Annotated in this window: 17 protein-coding genes; all 17 read left to right on the top strand. The window is 46.2% G+C overall.

What is annotated here, in order from left to right; all coding sequences use genetic code 11:
* Positions 1-22: 22 nt before the first annotated feature.
* The gene (gene atpF, locus MKZ09_RS32080) at positions 23-511 is read left to right on the top strand and encodes a F0F1 ATP synthase subunit B (protein ID WP_076123930.1); all 489 of its coding nucleotides are present in this window, start codon (positions 23-25) and stop codon (positions 509-511) included.
* A complete protein-coding gene (locus tag MKZ09_RS32075; protein WP_076123928.1) occupies positions 508-1,059 on the top strand; it encodes a F0F1 ATP synthase subunit delta in 552 nt (183 codons plus the stop codon). Before atpF ends, MKZ09_RS32075 begins: the two co-directional genes overlap by 4 nt.
* Positions 1,060-1,070: 11 nt before the next feature.
* The gene (gene atpA / locus MKZ09_RS32070) at positions 1,071-2,582 is read left to right on the top strand and encodes a F0F1 ATP synthase subunit alpha (RefSeq protein WP_036681566.1); all 1,512 of its coding nucleotides are present in this window, start codon (positions 1,071-1,073) and stop codon (positions 2,580-2,582) included.
* A 191-nt stretch (positions 2,583-2,773) separates the two neighbouring features.
* Complete coding sequence (gene atpG, locus MKZ09_RS32065) at positions 2,774-3,643, top strand: ATP synthase F1 subunit gamma (RefSeq protein WP_036681564.1); 870 nt, start codon at positions 2,774-2,776, stop codon at positions 3,641-3,643.
* A 238-nt stretch (positions 3,644-3,881) separates the two neighbouring features.
* Positions 3,882-5,282: a F0F1 ATP synthase subunit beta gene (atpD, locus tag MKZ09_RS32060; protein WP_036681562.1), complete on the top strand. Its 1,401-nt coding sequence runs from the start codon at positions 3,882-3,884 to the stop codon at positions 5,280-5,282.
* A 102-nt stretch (positions 5,283-5,384) separates the two neighbouring features.
* Positions 5,385-5,801, top strand: a complete 417-nt coding sequence (locus MKZ09_RS32055) for a F0F1 ATP synthase subunit epsilon (protein WP_036681559.1) — start codon at positions 5,385-5,387, stop codon at positions 5,799-5,801.
* 195 nt (positions 5,802-5,996) lie between these two features.
* The gene (locus tag MKZ09_RS32050; RefSeq protein ID WP_036681556.1) at positions 5,997-6,254 is read left to right on the top strand and encodes a DUF1146 family protein; all 258 of its coding nucleotides are present in this window, start codon (positions 5,997-5,999) and stop codon (positions 6,252-6,254) included.
* A gap of 200 nt (positions 6,255-6,454) precedes the next feature.
* Complete coding sequence (murA, locus tag MKZ09_RS32045) at positions 6,455-7,831, top strand: UDP-N-acetylglucosamine 1-carboxyvinyltransferase (RefSeq protein WP_076201917.1); 1,377 nt, start codon at positions 6,455-6,457, stop codon at positions 7,829-7,831.
* A 216-nt stretch (positions 7,832-8,047) separates the two neighbouring features.
* A complete protein-coding gene (spoIID, locus tag MKZ09_RS32040; protein ID WP_076201914.1) occupies positions 8,048-9,190 on the top strand; it encodes a stage II sporulation protein D in 1,143 nt (380 codons plus the stop codon).
* A 61-nt stretch (positions 9,191-9,251) separates the two neighbouring features.
* Positions 9,252-9,995: a M23 family metallopeptidase gene (locus MKZ09_RS32035; RefSeq protein ID WP_036681550.1), complete on the top strand. Its 744-nt coding sequence runs from the start codon at positions 9,252-9,254 to the stop codon at positions 9,993-9,995.
* 272 nt (positions 9,996-10,267) lie between these two features.
* Positions 10,268-10,555 carry a sporulation transcriptional regulator SpoIIID gene (gene spoIIID, locus MKZ09_RS32030; RefSeq protein WP_036681548.1) on the top strand — a complete coding sequence of 96 codons (288 nt, stop codon included), beginning with the start codon at positions 10,268-10,270 and terminating at the stop codon, positions 10,553-10,555.
* A 129-nt stretch (positions 10,556-10,684) separates the two neighbouring features.
* On the top strand, positions 10,685-11,683 hold the full coding sequence (locus MKZ09_RS32025; RefSeq protein WP_036681546.1) for a rod shape-determining protein: 999 nt from the start codon (positions 10,685-10,687) through the stop codon (positions 11,681-11,683).
* 47 nt (positions 11,684-11,730) lie between these two features.
* Positions 11,731-12,609, top strand: coding sequence for a flagellar hook-basal body protein (locus MKZ09_RS32020; RefSeq protein WP_076201911.1), 879 nt, complete (start codon positions 11,731-11,733; stop codon positions 12,607-12,609).
* Between the two features lie 52 nt (positions 12,610-12,661).
* The gene (locus MKZ09_RS32015) at positions 12,662-13,483 is read left to right on the top strand and encodes a flagellar hook-basal body protein (RefSeq protein ID WP_076099680.1); all 822 of its coding nucleotides are present in this window, start codon (positions 12,662-12,664) and stop codon (positions 13,481-13,483) included.
* A 10-nt stretch (positions 13,484-13,493) separates the two neighbouring features.
* Positions 13,494-13,718, top strand: coding sequence for a DNA-directed RNA polymerase subunit beta (locus MKZ09_RS32010; protein ID WP_036681538.1), 225 nt, complete (start codon positions 13,494-13,496; stop codon positions 13,716-13,718).
* A 263-nt stretch (positions 13,719-13,981) separates the two neighbouring features.
* Positions 13,982-14,404 (top strand): 3-hydroxyacyl-ACP dehydratase FabZ, encoded by a 423-nt coding sequence (gene fabZ, locus MKZ09_RS32005; protein WP_036681536.1) that lies wholly within the window; start codon positions 13,982-13,984, stop codon positions 14,402-14,404.
* A gap of 42 nt (positions 14,405-14,446) precedes the next feature.
* The gene (locus MKZ09_RS32000; RefSeq protein ID WP_076201909.1) at positions 14,447-16,168 is read left to right on the top strand and encodes a phospho-sugar mutase; all 1,722 of its coding nucleotides are present in this window, start codon (positions 14,447-14,449) and stop codon (positions 16,166-16,168) included.
* Positions 16,169-16,257: the final 89 nt, after the last annotated feature.

Here is a 16,257-nt window from a genome sequence, read left to right as displayed (position 1 = left end):
GTAACGGAAGGGAGTGACCTCAGTGGATATTGTTTGGACAAACATAGTATTTTCAATTGTCGCCTTTGGGATTTTATATTTCTTGCTTAGCAAATATGCGTTCAGCAAACTTTTTGCAGTTATGGAGAAACGCCGTGAGCTGGTAATGCAGCAAATGGACGAAGCTGCGAAGACTAGAGAACAAGCGGTCGCGTATGTGGAAGAGCAGAAGCAAGCGCTGAACAGTGCACGCCAGGAAGCTCAACAAATTATTCAACAATCGCAAATCACAAGCAATCTACAGGTAGAACAAACTTTGGCACAAGCCAAAGCAGATGCAGCACGTGTCAAAGAAGAGGCCGTGCGCGATATCGAGAACGAAAAGAACAAAGCAGTGGAAGAGTTGCGCAGCGAAATTGGAACGGCATCTGTTCGTATTGCTTCCAAACTTCTTAAGAAAGAAGTTAGTGCTAACGGCGAGCAGGAGCAACTTGTGAACCAATACCTCAAAGAGGTAGGAGGCCAATCATGAGCCGCGATACGGTAGTTGCCAAGCGCTACGCTAGAGCATTGTACAGTGCAGCGGTAGAGAAAGGGATTACCCTTGAAGTAGAAGAAGAGCTCAAGGCAGTGGTTGGATTATTACATTCCGACCAAGAGATAAAGCGGTTTATTCTTGCACCGCGCATCTCGGAGTCCGACAAGCTGAAAGTGCTGCGCACAGCGCTTCAAGATAAGCTCTCTCCCATCGTGATGAACATTGTAGAATTGTTAGTAGAGCGAGGCAGAACCGATATTTTTGCCGATCTGCTGGATACGTATATCAAGATTGAAGGAGACGCTCTTGGCATTGGTGATGCTAAGGTATACTCTGTTTATTCTTTAAGTGAAGAAGAAAAAGCAGCTGTAGCTGCAGAATTCGGCCAACTCGTAAACCGTAAAATCCGGATTACGAATGTGGTGGACCCAAGCCTGTTGGGAGGACTGAAAGTTTATATCGGCGATACGCTGTATGACGGCAGTCTGTCTAACAAATTGGAGCGTCTCGAGAAATCCTTTAATGATAAGCATAGAAGATAGGGGTGAGGATATTGGGCATCAGACCTGAAGAGATCAGCACTTTGATCAAAAGTCAAATTGAGGAATATAAAGCCGATATCGAAGTTGCCGAAGTCGGCACCGTCATTCAAGTCGGCGACGGTATCGCCCGTGTCTACGGTCTGGAAAACGCAATGGCAGGCGAATTGCTAGAGTTCTCCAACGGAGTAGTGGGCATGGCGCTCAATCTGGAAGAAAGCAACGTCGGTGTTGTTATTCTGGGTGAGTACAAGGAAATTCGTGAAGGCGATCAAGTAAAACGTACAGGACAAATTATGCAAGTTCCTGTTGGTGAAGCTCTGCTCGGTCGTGTAGTTAACGCACTTGGTATGCCGCTTGACGGCAAAGGCCCAATTGCTACAACTGAATTCCGTCCTGTAGAAAATAATGCACCAGGTGTTATCGATCGTAAATCGGTACATGAACCGATGCAAACAGGTCTTAAAGCCATTGATGCGATGGTACCAATCGGTCGTGGACAACGCGAACTTATCATTGGTGACCGTCAAACAGGTAAGACTGCAATCGCAATTGACGCGATTATCAACCAAAAAGGCAACGGCATGAAATGTATTTATGTTGCCATTGGTCAAAAGCAATCCACAGTAGCACAGGTTGTAGAAACTCTTCGCCGTCATGGCGCTTTGGAATATACAATCGTTGTAACTGCATCGGCTTCCGAGCCGTCCCCATTGTTGTACATTGCTCCATACGCAGGTTGCGCAATGGGCGAATACTTCATGTACAAGGGCGAGCACGTACTGATCATTTACGATGACCTTTCGAAACAAGCTTCGGCTTATCGCGAATTGTCCTTGCTGCTTCGTCGTCCACCGGGTCGTGAAGCATTCCCAGGTGACGTATTCTACTTGCACTCCCGTCTTTTGGAGCGTGCAGCTAAGCTTAGTGATGAGCTTGGTGGTGGTTCATTAACCGCCCTTCCATTTATCGAAACACAGGCATCTGACGTATCAGCTTACATTCCTACGAACGTAATCTCGATTACAGATGGTCAAATCTTCCTTGAATCCGATCTGTTCTACTCTGGTCAACGTCCGGCGATCAACGTCGGTATCTCCGTTTCCCGTGTAGGGGGCTCCGCTCAAATCAAAGCGATGAAGAAGGTAGCCGGCTCGCTCCGTCTGGATCTTGCCCAATATCGCGAACTTCAAGCCTTCTCACAGTTCGGCTCAGATCTTGATAAATCTACACTTGCCCGTCTGAATCGCGGGGCACGTATGATGGAAGTTCTGAAACAAGGTGTGAATCAGCCGTTGTCTGTTGAGCATCAAGTGCTTAGCTTGTACACAGCTGTAAAAGGATATTTGGATGATATTCCAGTTAAAGACGTAAAACGTTTTGAAAAGGAATTCCTTGCTTACATGGATAGCAGTGCTGCTGATGTAGCTCAATCCATCAGGGATACAAAAGATTTGACAGCTGATAACGAAGCCGCTCTTAAAGCAGCGATTGATACCTTTAAAAGAGGTTTCGCTACTAGCTAATATAGATAGACTTTAACGGATTTTACTAAGTGAGCTTTGGCTCTGCCGAAGCTCAGGCTGTGCTTATGAAGTAGCTTTGACTTCGTCAAAGTTAAGAGAATGCTTACGAAGTTAGCTTTGACTCCGTCAAAGCTAAGATGATGCTTACGAAGTTAGCTTTAACTCCGTTAAAGCTTTAAGGTGGTGAAATCATGGCAAGAAGCATGCGTGATATTAAACGTCAAATTAAGAGTGTTCAAAACACAAGACAGATCACAAAAGCGATGGAAATGGTAGCCGCATCCAAGCTGAGAAAAGCTCAGGAGAAGGCAATTGCCGCCCGTCCTTATGCTGAGAAGCTAAAAGAGGTTGTATCGAGCATTGCTGCTGGCACAGAAGGTGTTCAACACCCTATGCTGGTTAGCCGCCCTGTGAAGAAGACTGGTTATCTAATCGTTACCTCTGATAGAGGGCTTGCAGGTGGTTACAACGCTAATATTTTGCGTAAGGTGACGATGCTCATCGCGGAGAAGCATAAGTCCAAAGATGAGTACGCATTGTTTGTTATTGGTCGTAAAGGTCGTGACTTTCTACGTCGCCGTGAATATCCGATTGTACAGGAAGTCACTGAGCTATCGGATGCGCCGAAGTTTGCTGACATCAAGTCTATCGCGAATTCGGCAGTACAGCAGTTTGTAGATGGTACGTATGATGAGCTGTATGTTTGTTACAATCAATTCGTCAATGCTATCACTCAGATCCCAACCGTTGAGCGACTATTGCCTATGGATGGAGTAGGGAATCAAGAGCATCATGAAGCTTCTGCAAACTACGAATATGAACCTTCACCGGAAGGCGTGCTAGAAGTATTGCTTCCAAAGTACGCTGAAACTTTGATTTATAGCGCAATTCTGGATGGCAAGGCCAGTGAGCTGGGTGCGAAAATGACAGCTATGGGCAGTGCAACGAAGAACGCGTCGAAAATGATCGGAGAACTTACCCTTACGTACAACCGTGCCCGTCAGGCGGCAATTACGCAGGAAATTACCGAGATCGTGGCCGGAGCGAACGCGCAGTCTTAAAATACAAGAAAAGTTAAACTAAGTGCTTAACTTGTCTTGTGTTTTACGAGAAACAGTGTCGCTTGCTTAGGTGCATAGCTCCTTAAGAACGGCACTGTAAGTTCTTCTTAAAATATAAGAAAGTATAGGTTTTACACTATACAAAATGCTTATATTTCTACGAGAAACGGTTGTCATCTTTATAAGACGACAACGTCGTTTCTTCTTGATGTAACAGCTTTCGAGGAGGGAAAAGAAGATGAACAAAGGACGCGTTGTAAGCATTATGGGTCCGGTTGTCGATATTGAATTTGAACGCGGCCAGTTGCCCGAGATTTTCAACGCTATCAAAATTGAAACCGTCTTGGACAATGGTCGTCAGCTTAACCTAACACTTGAGGTTTCCAATCATTTGGGAGACAATCTGGTACGTTGTATCGCGATGTCTTCTACTGATGGTCTGGTTCGTGGACTGGATGCGATCGATCAAGGAGGTCCAATCTCGGTTCCTGTAGGGGAAGCGACATTAGGCCGTGTATTTAACGTACTTGGCAATCCAATTGATAACGCTGGTGAAGTTCTTGCTGAGAAAAAGAACCCGATTCACCGTCTCGCACCAACATTTGACGAATTGTCAACACAAGCGGAAATCTTGGAAACAGGTATTAAAGTTATCGACTTGCTCGCACCTTATGCTAAGGGTGGTAAAGTCGGCCTCTTTGGCGGTGCCGGCGTAGGTAAAACAGTAACAATCCAAGAATTGATTAATAACATTGCCCAAGAGCACGGTGGTATTTCCGTATTCGCAGGTGTCGGTGAACGTACTCGTGAAGGTAATGACCTTTATCACGAAATGACGGATTCCGGCGTTATTAAGAAGACAGCAATGGTCTTCGGACAAATGAACGAGCCTCCAGGTGCACGTCTTCGTGTAGCTTTGACCGGTTTGACCATGGCGGAATATTTCCGTGATGTGGAAGGCCGCGATACGCTGCTCTTTATCGATAATATATTCCGCTTTACCCAAGCGGGTTCCGAAGTATCCGCTCTTCTCGGCCGTATGCCATCCGCGGTTGGTTATCAGCCGACTCTGGCTACTGAAATGGGCCAGCTGCAAGAGCGTATCACATCGACTAAAAAAGGTTCCGTTACATCGATTCAAGCAATCTACGTACCGGCGGATGACTACACTGACCCTGCTCCGGCTACAGCGTTTGCTCACTTGGATGCAACAACTAACCTTGAGCGTAAAATTTCCGAGAAGGGGATTTTCCCAGCGGTTGACCCACTGGCTTCCAGCTCGCGTTTGCTAGCTCCAGAAATTGTTGGTGAAGAACATTACAACGTGGCACAAGGTGTTAAACAATTGCTGCAACGTTATACCGAGCTTCAAGACATCATTGCCATCTTGGGTATGGATGAATTGAGTGAGGATGATAAGGTTATCGTAGCTCGTGCTCGTAAAGTTGAACGCTTCCTGTCGCAGCCATTCCACGTGGCTGAACAGTTCACTGGCTTTAAGGGTAAATATGTACCAATCAAAGAAACTGTACGCAGCTTTAAGGAAATCCTGGATGGTAAGCATGATGATCTTCCAGAAGCAGCTTTCCTATTTGTAGGTACGATTGAAGAAGCAGTAGAAAAAGCGAAATCGATGTAACCTGAGCTTAGCTAATGCTTTCGATGCAAGCTTTACTTCGTAAAGCTTAGTGCATGCTTTCGAAGCGAGCTTTACAATGTAAAGCTTTAAGGAGGAATGGAAGTGAATACCTTTTTGTTGGAAATTGTCACGCCGGAGCATCTCGTTTACTCCAAGCAAGTGAATAGCTTGATTGTAAGAGGGGTCGAAGGCGAGTTGGGTATTTTGCCGGGACACATTCCGCTTGTGACTCCACTTCAGGTTGCTCCGTTATCCGTCAAATCGGACGGTGTTACGATCTCCATCGCTGTTCATGGCGGGTTCGTTGAAGTGCATAAGGACAAAGTAACCGTGCTGGCTGAAAGTGCTGAGCTGCCGACAGATATCGATGTTGAGCGCGCCGAAGCGGCTAGAGAACGGGCTCAACGCCGTCTCCAGACTCGGAGCAAACAAGATGATATCGATCACCGCCGTGCGGAATTGGCGCTGCAACGCGCTGTTACACGGATTAAAGTGTCCACTGGAAAAGGACAACAGTAGGATAAAAGCAGTCAAGCCTTAGGGTTTGACTGCTTTTTATTATAGTAATCTATTGAAAAAAGGTTAAAATTTCTTCATTATTTTGGATAATGGCGTTGAATTGTTTAAAAATTTGTAAAAGTACTGGATTCTTTTGCCCTTCACAAGTATGATATAAGAGTCGATTTCCGAGTAATACGAACACGGAGGGTTAGCATGGAGGATATATTGTCGGGTGGGTTGTCTAGCGCAGTTGGAACCAGCAGTATGGTCTCAATGATTGTATCTTTGCTCAGTGTTGTATTATCTTGGTGGGCATTGCAGAACCTTAAGCTCGATTTGGTCATAAGATATCCCAAGAGTCCTCAGGGAAGGCTGCTGCACTTGCTGTTGGCCATTGTACTTGGTCGTTTTGTAGCGGGGTTCTTCCTGGATTACCTGAGCTGGAGTGGGATGATCCGATATATGTTTTAAGGGGATGTAGTTTGGTTATAAGTGTCTTAGGTCGCAGTGGTCAAAAGGTGTCGAATAATAAGGTTTTATTATGTCAACACTGAACTTTAAGGAACATGCCCGAGTAAATGGGCGTATTGATGGAGTAGAGAACTTTTTTTGCAATTACTTTAATCTAAAAAAATAATTTAAGAAATAATGGACGCGGAGGGAAACCGAAAATGAGCAAATTTATCGTCCGCGGTGGCAACAGATTGACCGGGAGCGTGAAAGTTAGCGGCGCAAAAAATTCCGTATTACCGATCATAGCCGCCTCTCTATTGGCAGAAGAAGGAGTAAGCGTCATTGTAGACGCACCTCCGCTTGATGATGTGATGACGATATCAAAAATGCTGGAATCTCTGGGTGCAGGGGTTACATATCAGAACGATATTATCCAGGTGGATGCTACAAATATCACATCCTGTGAAGCACCTTATGAATGGGTTCGAAAAATGCGGGCGTCTTTTTTAGTCATGGGCCCACTGTTATCTAGACTTGGTCAGACAAGAATTTCCCTGCCAGGCGGCTGTGCCATTGGTACACGACCGATTGATCAGCATTTGAAAGGGTTTGAAGCACTGGGTGCGGAGATTAGTCTCGGCCAGGGCTACATTGAAGCGAAAAGCAACGGACGCCTGCGCGGTGCCAAAGTGTATTTGGATGTAGCAAGCGTAGGTGCGACCGAAAATATAATGATGGCAGCTACACTAGCCGAAGGCGTGACCGTTATCGAGAATGCAGCTAAGGAGCCTGAGATTGTCGACCTGGCCAATTACTTGAATGGTATGGGGGCAATCGTACGTGGTGCGGGAACAGGCGTTATCCGTATTGAAGGGGTAGAACGTCTGCATGGGGTCAAACATCATGTAATCCCTGACCGTATCGAAGCAGGTACGTACATGGCGGCTGCAGCAATTACCGGTGGCGATGTATATGTGGAAGGCGCGATTGCTGATCACTTAGGTCCTGTTATTGCTAAGATGGAAGAAATGGGTGTAACCATTATTCCTGACGAGAACGGTATACGTGTAATCAGTGACAAGCCTCTCAAAGCTGTTGATTTGAAGACTTTGCCGTATCCAGGTTTTCCTACGGATATGCAGTCGCAAATGATGGCATTATTGCTGCGTTCTGAAGGTACCAGTGTCGTTACAGAAACCGTATTTGAGAACAGGTTTATGCATGTGGATGAATTCCACAACATGAATGCTGAGATTAAGATCGAAGGTCGCTCAGCGATCGTTACAGGTAATGCACAATTGGTCGGAGCTAAGGTTTGTGCTACGGATCTGCGTGCGGGAGCTGCGCTTATTTTGGCAGGTCTGGTTGCTGAGGGCACTACTGAAGTAAGCGGAACTCATCATATTGACCGCGGGTATGTTCATTTGGCTGAGAAACTGTCCGGACTGGGTGCGGAAATTTGGCGCATCTCCATGGAAGATATTTCAGCGCAAACCGTGAAGGATGAAGTTCTTAAACCGGAAGTATCCAAGAGTGAATCGACTAAAAACGAAGAGGTTAAACCACGCTTTCAGGTTCAACCAACTTGGGTATAATATCAATCAATAGGAGAGACCAGGCTGCAGTTTGCAGCTTGGTCTTTTTTTATGGAATCCTCATTTGATGGGGATTTTTTTGTATGCAATTTAATAGCCTGTGGTCTAGTAATAGATTGAGGACAGGAACTCTCTTTCTCTCAAATTGTGTTCTAGCAGTTGCTGCAAATTCATATCTATAAGAATCACCAGTGATTCACGGAAGGAGCCATAGAGATGAAAGATTTCCGCTACTTGCGAAGAAACAAGACAACGCGCTGGCACTCGCGTCCCCTTGCTCCCCGGCGCAGGAGACTCATCCCCGCCGCCTGGCTCGCAGCGCCTTTCCTGGCGGCGCTGCTGATTCCGCTGGCGGTTGTCCCGCTACACCGGGGACAACCGGCGCCTGTGGCCGTGCCGGCGGTCACGGCCCCTCCGGCGGCGCCGGAGAAGGCTGCGCAGGAAGCGCCGCAGCCGAACGTCTCTGTCTATTTGTCGCACAGCGGACAAATAGAGACATTGCCGCTGGAGGACTACGTCCGCGGCGTGCTAGCGGCCGAGATGCCGGCCGACTTTGAGCTTGAAGCGCTCAAAGCGCAGGCCGTAGCGGCCCGCACCTTTATCATGCGCCGCCTGGTGGCTGGCGACAGAAGCGGCGTACCCGTTCCGGAGGCGGATGTAACCGATACGGTAAGCCATCAGGCTTACATCTCTAAGGACACGCTGGAACGGCAATGGAAGCTCGGCGGAAGAAGCGCCGACCTTGCAAAGCTGCAGCGCGCGGTCCTTGAAACGCGCGGAGTGATCATGACTTATAAAGGGCAGCCGATAACGGCCTCCTTTTTCGCCTCCAGTGGAGGATATACTGAGAACTCAGAAGAGTATTGGAATGCAGCGATTCCCTATCTGCGCAGTGTAACGAGTCCCTGGGAGAAAGAGATTACCCCAAACTATGCAGTGACTAACACCTTTACTGTTGCTGAGATACTTACTAGATTGGGTCTAAACGATAAAGTCATTCCAGCCTCCAAAGAAACTACCAATACAGGAACTACAACGAAGATTTCATCATCTTCCAGATTACCTATGGAAGTGTTGTCTCTTACCACTGGACATCGGATTAAAGAGATCTCAATTGGAGGCTCTATATTTACTGGACGTGAAGTGAGAGAGAAGCTAGGCCTACGATCCAGCCAATTCAGTTGGAGTCGTAAGGGGAATAAGATCTTAATTACGACCTTCGGAAATGGGCATGGAGTAGGGATGAGCCAGTGGGGGGCAAACGGTATGGCCAAAGAGGGTGGAACTGCTACCCAAATTCTCAAACACTATTATAGTGGGATCTCATTTACGCAAATCTCAACTCTTCTGAAAAAATAACTTGAAAGATACGTATAAAAGAGAAAACCCCGGTAACACTGGTTACTGAGGTGATAACCATATGAATGAACAAGACAAAAACAAAACAAACCAAGATGAATCTCTCAAAAAAACTCAGGGAGATTTACCTGGCGCAAAACCTTCTTCATGGAACAGACTGGTATCTAAACGTTGGGTATTCCCAGCAGTCTACACGGCGGCAGCGGCAATTATACTAACCTTGGTGTGGGTCTATCAGGATGCCGGCCAGAAGCCGCTCAACCAGGACACTGCCGCCACTTCGCAGCAAGTAGGAACTTCCGCTAACGAAGCTGGTACAACAACTGGTGGTCCAGATGCACTTGAAGTTGTTGCTTCAACGGAAAGTATGACTTGGCCAGTAGCTAATCCAGGTGAAGTAGAAGTAGTTAAGCCGTATTATGATGAGAATGGTACAGAGGACAATCACGTTGCCGCTATGGTGCAATATAACGACAAATTTATTCCTAATGTCGGAATCGATATTGCCCGTGAAGACAACAATACGTTCGATGTCAAAGCAGCGCTCAGCGGTGAAGTGACCAGAGTGGAAGATGTTGCGGTATTAGGTAAAGTGATTGAAATTACCCATCAAGGTAATTTGAAGACTGTATACCAAAGTCTTGGTGAAACAAAAGTTAAACAAGGCGATGTAGTGAAGCAAGGAGATACTCTTGCTACAGCTGGTCGCAGTGAGATCGAAAAGAACCTTGGAAATCATGTACACTTTGAAGTGTACGAAGATGGCAAAGTAGTCAATCCATCGGATTTACTGCCACAGCGATAAAAATTTCTATAGCAGGGGGCGAAAGCCCCCTATTTTTTTGTGTATATAGGGATTTTTAAGGTTATGTTTGTGATGAGCCTTTTGTTTACGCGGGAAACGGTTGTTGACCTAAAGGGAGAACGACGGCATTTCATCATGCTAATAACACGGGTTATTAGGTTGTCCATTAAATAAAATGAGCCCTCCATAGCTTGTCATGTCTTGAAAGCGCGAATATATAAGCCCGCCCCTCATATAATGTACCAAACTATCCACAGTTGGGAGGCGGGAGCGTGCACGATTACATCAAGGAACGTACGATCAAAATCGGACGCTGCATCGTGGAAACCAGGCATACGGTCCGGACCATAGCCAAGGAATTTGGCGTTTCAAAGAGCACGGTGCATAAAGATTTAACTGAGCGTCTGCCAGAGATCAACCCTGATCTGGCCGATCAGGTGAAGCACATTCTCGAATATCACAAGTCCATCCGACATCTTCGGGGGGGAGAAGCCACAAAAATCAAATATAAAAAATCGACGGGGAAAAAACGTGAGGTTGCTGTAGCATCAAAGCCATGAGATTTTCGGAAATTTAAGGAAATATTCAGCTTTAATACATTGTGTACTTCCCCTAAAGTATGGTATTTTTAAATTTAGTACTAACTGCTGTTTTTTCAATTAAAATAACACTTTGGGGGCTCTTTCATTATGTTTAGCAAGGATATCGGAATCGACCTCGGCACGGCCAATGTGCTCATACATGTTAAAGGAAGGGGAGTCGTTCTGGATGAACCTTCCGTGGTCACACTTGAAAGTGATACGAAGAGAGTCCTTGCGGTGGGAGAACAGGCACGTCGCATGGTTGGACGTACACCTGGAAATATTATAACAATCCGTCCTCTCCGGGATGGTGTCATTGCAGATTTTGAAATCACAGAAATGATGCTTAAGTATTTTATCGACCGCGTTGGCGGCCGGTCCTGGTACGCACGGCCCCGTATTCTGATTTGCGCCCCTACAAATATTACATCTGTGGAACAGAAGTCCATACGGGAAGCGGCAGAGCGGAGCGGGGCTAAGGAAGTTTTTATGGAGGAAGAGCCAAAAGCCGCTGCAATCGGAGCGGGAATGGATATTTATCAGCCTAGTGGGAACATGGTCGTCGATATCGGTGGCGGAACGACGGATGTAGCCGTACTTTCTATGGGCGACGTCGTTACCGCTTCTTCGATTAAAGTCGCAGGAGACAAGTTCGATGAGGCCATTTTAAGATATATTAAACAAAAGTATAAGCTGTTAATCGGCGAACGTACGGCAGAGGATATTAAGGTTACAATTGGCACCGTGCGTCCAGGCTTGATGCAGGCTGAAATGGATATTCGTGGTCGTGATATGGTAAGTGGACTCCCTCAGACGCTCACTATTACTTCAGGCGAGGTAAAAGAAGCACTATGGGATCCGGTTTCTTCTATTGTGGCAGCTGCTAAGTCCGTTCTGGAACGTACACCGCCTGAGCTATCCGCAGATATTATTGACCGGGGGGTTGTTCTAACTGGTGGTGGCGCTTTACTTAATGGATTGGACGAGCTCCTCTCGGAAGAATTACATGTTCCGGTGTGGATAGCGGAAGACCCGATGCATTGTGTGGTTAAGGGAACAGGAATAATGCTGGATAATTTAGACAAGGTCGTTAAGAAAAAGTTCTAAGCAGCCGATATAAAAGGTAGCAAAAGATTCGGAAGGGGACTACCTTCATGATAAGAGGATTATATACAGCCGCTGCAGGTATGGTTACACAGCAGCGTAGACATGATACGGCAACACAGAACATCGCTAACTTGAATACAACGGGGTACAAGCAGGTTGACAGTGTCAATCATGCTTTTCCGGATGTATTGATCTCTGCTATGAGTAATGGCAATACAAAGCCAGTGGGGCGCCTTAACACTGGGGTTTTTGCAGAACAGTCGATATCCCAATATTTACAGGGTGATTTAAGAGAGAGCGGCAAGACCATGGATTTTGCTTTATCCACGGATTTGCAAGTAGCTGATCCTGTGACAGGTCAAAATATCTCCTTTGATGGTTCAGGCAAATATGTAAGTCCTGAGGGTGAGGTTGTTTATCGTCCACAGGCCTTCTTTACTGTACAGGATGCTGAAGGGAATAACCTGTATACGCGAAATGGAAGCTTCTCAATAAACGCGGCTACAGGAGAGGTACTGAGCAGTGGTGGCTTCAAGGTTCTTGATTCCACAGGCAAGCCTCTTGTCTTGACAGGAAATCAGGACACCCTTAAAGTGGACGGGCAGGGTAATTTGCTTAACCCATTAACAGGACTTCCGACAGGGACCAAGCTTGGTGTGAGTGTAGTAACAAAGCCACAAGAGCTTGTACGTGACGGTAATGGTGTATTTCACGCTGATGATGTAGAGGCGGCAGATATCCGTTTCTCTAATGGAACAGATAACATGCAAGTACGCCAAGGTTACTTGGAAAGCTCCAATGTAGATCCGACTCAGGTTACTGTGGATTTGAATGCCGCCTATCGGGCTTATGAAGCGAACCAGAAGATTGTTCAATATTATGATGGCAGCTTGCAGAAGGCTGTAAGTGAAGTTGGCAGGGTATAGGCAGTGCTTAGGAAATGAGCTTTACAGGTAGAGCTTATAGGAGGTTTGATCTATGAACAACTCAACGATTAGTGCAGCAGTCTCCATGTCGAGCCTTCAGCAGCGGCTTGATATTATAGCTGATAATCTAGCCAACATGGATACCAATGGTTATAAGAGCAAGCAGGGCTCTTTTGAGGACGTGCTGACTCGTGTACAACAGCAATCGGATGATTATGACCAACCGGGCCGTTCTACACCCCTAGGCTTTAATATGGGTTTTGGGACTTATGTGCCTTCGATCTCAACGAATTGGGAAGAGGGACCCCTTAAAGAAACAGGGAGTCCGACCGACTTAGCCATTCAGGGCAACGGGCTTTTTGGTGTTCAGGTCAATGGTACTACGGCGTATACACGTCAGGGTGATTTTCACTTTATTCCTGACACGACTGATGCTAAAAAGATGGTATTGGTTGATAACACAGGAAACTCCGTTTTAAATACAGAGGGCAAACCTCTAACGGTTCCTGTAGGTGTAAATGCTGCTATCGATGAATCCGGTCGTGTGTTAACGAAAAAGACGGAGAATGGACCTGTTCAGGTAGCGGGTACTATAATGATAGTAGAACCTAAGACACAGAATGCCTTAAAGGCTGTCGATGGTAATTTCTATATGCTTGCAGATGGAGTTACAGCACAGCAGGCTTTTGTACAAAGAGCGGCAGGCGAGGCATCTGGAATTGGAGTGCGCTCAGGATGGCTGGAGCAGTCGAATGTCGATATGACCTCAGAAATGACAGAAATGATGCAAATTCAACGCACGTATCAACTCGTAGCTCGGGCACTTTCGTCCAGTGATCAGATGTTTGGTCTAGCCAATAACATGCGCGCGTAGAGGTGAAGGAATGGATCGACAGGAAAAAGTTAAATCGGAAGAGAAGAAAGAACCCTCTCCACGAGGGATCTCCAAATGGACCATGATACAATGGGTTCTTATTCCCTTGCTTCTCGTAGCTGCACTTGGAGGCGGCCTGGCCGTCGGTTACGTTGTCCTGGGTAAGAAAGAGTTAAGCGATGCTCTGCAGTGGAGCACGTGGAGACATGTATATGATTTGGTTTTTGCTCCATAAATGAAGATGATTTAACCACTCCCTTGTTATATAAGGGAGTTTTCTTTTTTATGCTGAAAAATGTATAATGGTGGGGGGCCTCGGGCAGCAAAAAGGGCCCTCTCCGCCATGCTGCCGCATCCGGTGGAGAAAGCCCCTTATCTCAACCTCCACTTCTGCAGTTGGTGAAGGATAAATATAGTTTTTACCGAACTTGCCTAATTTTATGCATTTCGGCAAAGAATAAAAGAAAATGTGCAACATCCGAAAGGAGTTTTGTCATAATGCTGGATATCAACCAAATTCAAGAAATCATCCCCCATCGGCCTCCATTTCTGCTGGTGGACAAAATTATCGAGATTGAAATGGGCAAAAAAGCTGTAGGAATTAAAAATGTAACGATCAATGAACCGTTCTTTGTAGGTCACTTTCCGGGCTATCCGGTAATGCCGGGTGTGCTGATTACAGAAGCCCTTGCTCAAGTGGGTGCGGTTGCTATTCTGGGAGTAGAAGCTAATCGCGGCCGAATCGGTTTTTTAGCTGGGCTGGACGGATTCCGTTTCCGTGGTCAAGTGGTACCGGGCGATACACTTACTCTTGAAGTAGAGATCACCCGCCTTAAGGGCAGCATCGGAAAAGGACAAGCTACTGCTTCCGTTGAAGGTAAGGTTGTAGCCTCTGGAGAAATTATGTTTGCTCTGAGCTAAATATTTTATTTTTTTATAAATATATCTAAAGGAGAGATTCATATGACTCAATTAAGTGCAAAAGCGGCAGACACATTATCCCGCTGGTTGCAGGACCCTTCTGTTGACGAGGCTACAAAGGCAGAGCTTCGCGCTCTGGAGAATGAGCCACAGGAGCTTGAAGAGCGTTTTTACAGAGACTTAGAATTTGGTACAGGCGGCTTGCGAGGGGTTATAGGTGCGGGCAGCAATCGTATCAATCGTTATACTGTTGGCAGAGCTACACAAGGCTTCGCTAATTATATTCTAGAAAAGCATACTGGAGAAGGCAGACCTTCGGTTGTTATCGCGCATGACTCTCGCCGCTTCTCGCCTGAATTCACACTTGAGGCTGCTCTCGTACTGGCTGCTAATGGTATCGAGGCGCATTTGTTTACTTCCCTTCGTTCAACACCACAGCTGTCATTCAGCGTGCGTTATTTGAAAGCAACGGGTGGTATTGTAATCACCGCGAGCCATAACCCTCCTGAATACAATGGTTATAAGGTCTATAATTCGGAAGGCGGACAGCTTGTACCACACGAAGCCGAAAAGGTCATTTCTTACATACTAGAGGTTGACACTTTTGATGGTGTAAAGCGGATTTCGCAAGAAGAAGCTGAAGCTCAAGGGCTGTTGCACTGGCTAGGAGAGAAGGATGACGAAGCGTTTACCGCTATTGTTGCTGCGGTCAGTCTTGCAAGTGAAGAGATTGCCTCTACGCTTGGAAAAGACTTTAAAATCGTATACACTCCGCTGCATGGTACAGGTAATTTACCAGTCCGCCGTGTACTTGAGAAAATCGGCTTCACCCAGGTGCATGTTGTACCTGAGCAAGAGCAGCCGGATTCTGAATTCTCTACAGTGAAATCTCCGAACCCGGAGGAACGTGAAGCTTTTACGCTGGCTATGAAGCTAGGCGAAGAGTTGAATGCTGACCTTTTGATTGGCACGGATCCCGATGCAGACCGTATGGGTGCGGTAGTTCGCGACAATGAAGGTAAATTTGTTGTTCTGTCCGGCAATCAATCCGGAGCACTGATGATTCATTACTATTTGAGTCGTTTGCAGGAACAAGGAAAGCTGCCTAGCAATGGTGCGGTTGTAAAGACTATCGTTACTAGTGAAATGGGGGCTGCTGTAGCTTCTCATTATGGTGCAACTGTATTTAATACGCTAACTGGCTTCAAATATATTGGAGAAAAGATGACGCAGTTCGAACAATCCGGAGAATACACATATCTTTTCGGATATGAAGAAAGCTATGGTTATCTTGCAGGCAATTATGCTCGTGATAAAGATGCTGTTCTTGCTGCTATGCTTATCGCTGAAGCAGGTGCTTATTATAAAGCTCAAGGCAAAACATTATATGATGTTCTTCAGGAATTGTACGAGCAGTTCGGATACTTCTTGGAAAGCTTGGAGTCCCGTACGCTGAAAGGCAAAGATGGCGTTGCGCAAATTCAAGGAATCATGAATGATTGGCGTTCTAATGCACCACAAGAAATTGCTGGATCTGCCGTAACAGAAATTCAGGATTATTCCCTGGGCTTAAATGGACTGCCGAAGGAAAATGTACTGAAGTATTTGCTGGCTAACGGATCTTGGTTCTGCCTGCGCCCTTCCGGCACAGAGCCTAAGATTAAAGTTTATTTTGCAGTAGTAGGAGACTCTCTGCAGAATGCTAAGGATAAGGTTGCTGCACTGTCGAAACAGGTTATGGCTCGCGTTGACGGAGGACAATAATAAATATAGAGTGCCTTCTATATTGTGAATTATATTTTATGTAGAAACGGGTACCGTCTCTAAAAGGATGACGATCCGTTTCTACTTTT

The organism is Paenibacillus sp. FSL R5-0908 (assembly GCF_038006245.1).
In the GTDB taxonomy this organism is placed as follows: domain Bacteria; phylum Bacillota; class Bacilli; order Paenibacillales; family Paenibacillaceae; genus Paenibacillus_AQ; species Paenibacillus_AQ odorifer.
This window is presented reverse-complemented; position numbering and strand designations above follow the sequence as displayed.

What these genes read in the sequence shown, in the direction of transcription:
- murA (WP_076201917.1), top strand. Translation starts at nt 6,455, where the DNA reads ATGAGCAAATTTATCGTCCGCGGTGGCAACAGATTGACCGGGAGCGTG.
- MKZ09_RS32015 (WP_076099680.1), top strand. Translation starts at nt 12,662, where the DNA reads ATGAACAACTCAACGATTAGTGCAGCAGTCTCCATGTCGAGCCTTCAG.
- MKZ09_RS32075 (WP_076123928.1), top strand. Translation starts at nt 508, where the DNA reads ATGAGCCGCGATACGGTAGTTGCCAAGCGCTACGCTAGAGCATTGTAC.
- fabZ (WP_036681536.1), top strand. Translation starts at nt 13,982, where the DNA reads ATGCTGGATATCAACCAAATTCAAGAAATCATCCCCCATCGGCCTCCA.
- MKZ09_RS32025 (WP_036681546.1), top strand. Translation starts at nt 10,685, where the DNA reads ATGTTTAGCAAGGATATCGGAATCGACCTCGGCACGGCCAATGTGCTC.
- MKZ09_RS32050 (WP_036681556.1), top strand. Translation starts at nt 5,997, where the DNA reads ATGGAGGATATATTGTCGGGTGGGTTGTCTAGCGCAGTTGGAACCAGC.
- MKZ09_RS32035 (WP_036681550.1), top strand. Translation starts at nt 9,252, where the DNA reads ATGAATGAACAAGACAAAAACAAAACAAACCAAGATGAATCTCTCAAA.
- atpD (WP_036681562.1), top strand. Translation starts at nt 3,882, where the DNA reads ATGAACAAAGGACGCGTTGTAAGCATTATGGGTCCGGTTGTCGATATT.
- atpG (WP_036681564.1), top strand. Translation starts at nt 2,774, where the DNA reads ATGGCAAGAAGCATGCGTGATATTAAACGTCAAATTAAGAGTGTTCAA.
- MKZ09_RS32000 (WP_076201909.1), top strand. Translation starts at nt 14,447, where the DNA reads ATGACTCAATTAAGTGCAAAAGCGGCAGACACATTATCCCGCTGGTTG.
- MKZ09_RS32010 (WP_036681538.1), top strand. Translation starts at nt 13,494, where the DNA reads ATGGATCGACAGGAAAAAGTTAAATCGGAAGAGAAGAAAGAACCCTCT.
- spoIID (WP_076201914.1), top strand. Translation starts at nt 8,048, where the DNA reads ATGAAAGATTTCCGCTACTTGCGAAGAAACAAGACAACGCGCTGGCAC.
- MKZ09_RS32020 (WP_076201911.1), top strand. Translation starts at nt 11,731, where the DNA reads ATGATAAGAGGATTATATACAGCCGCTGCAGGTATGGTTACACAGCAG.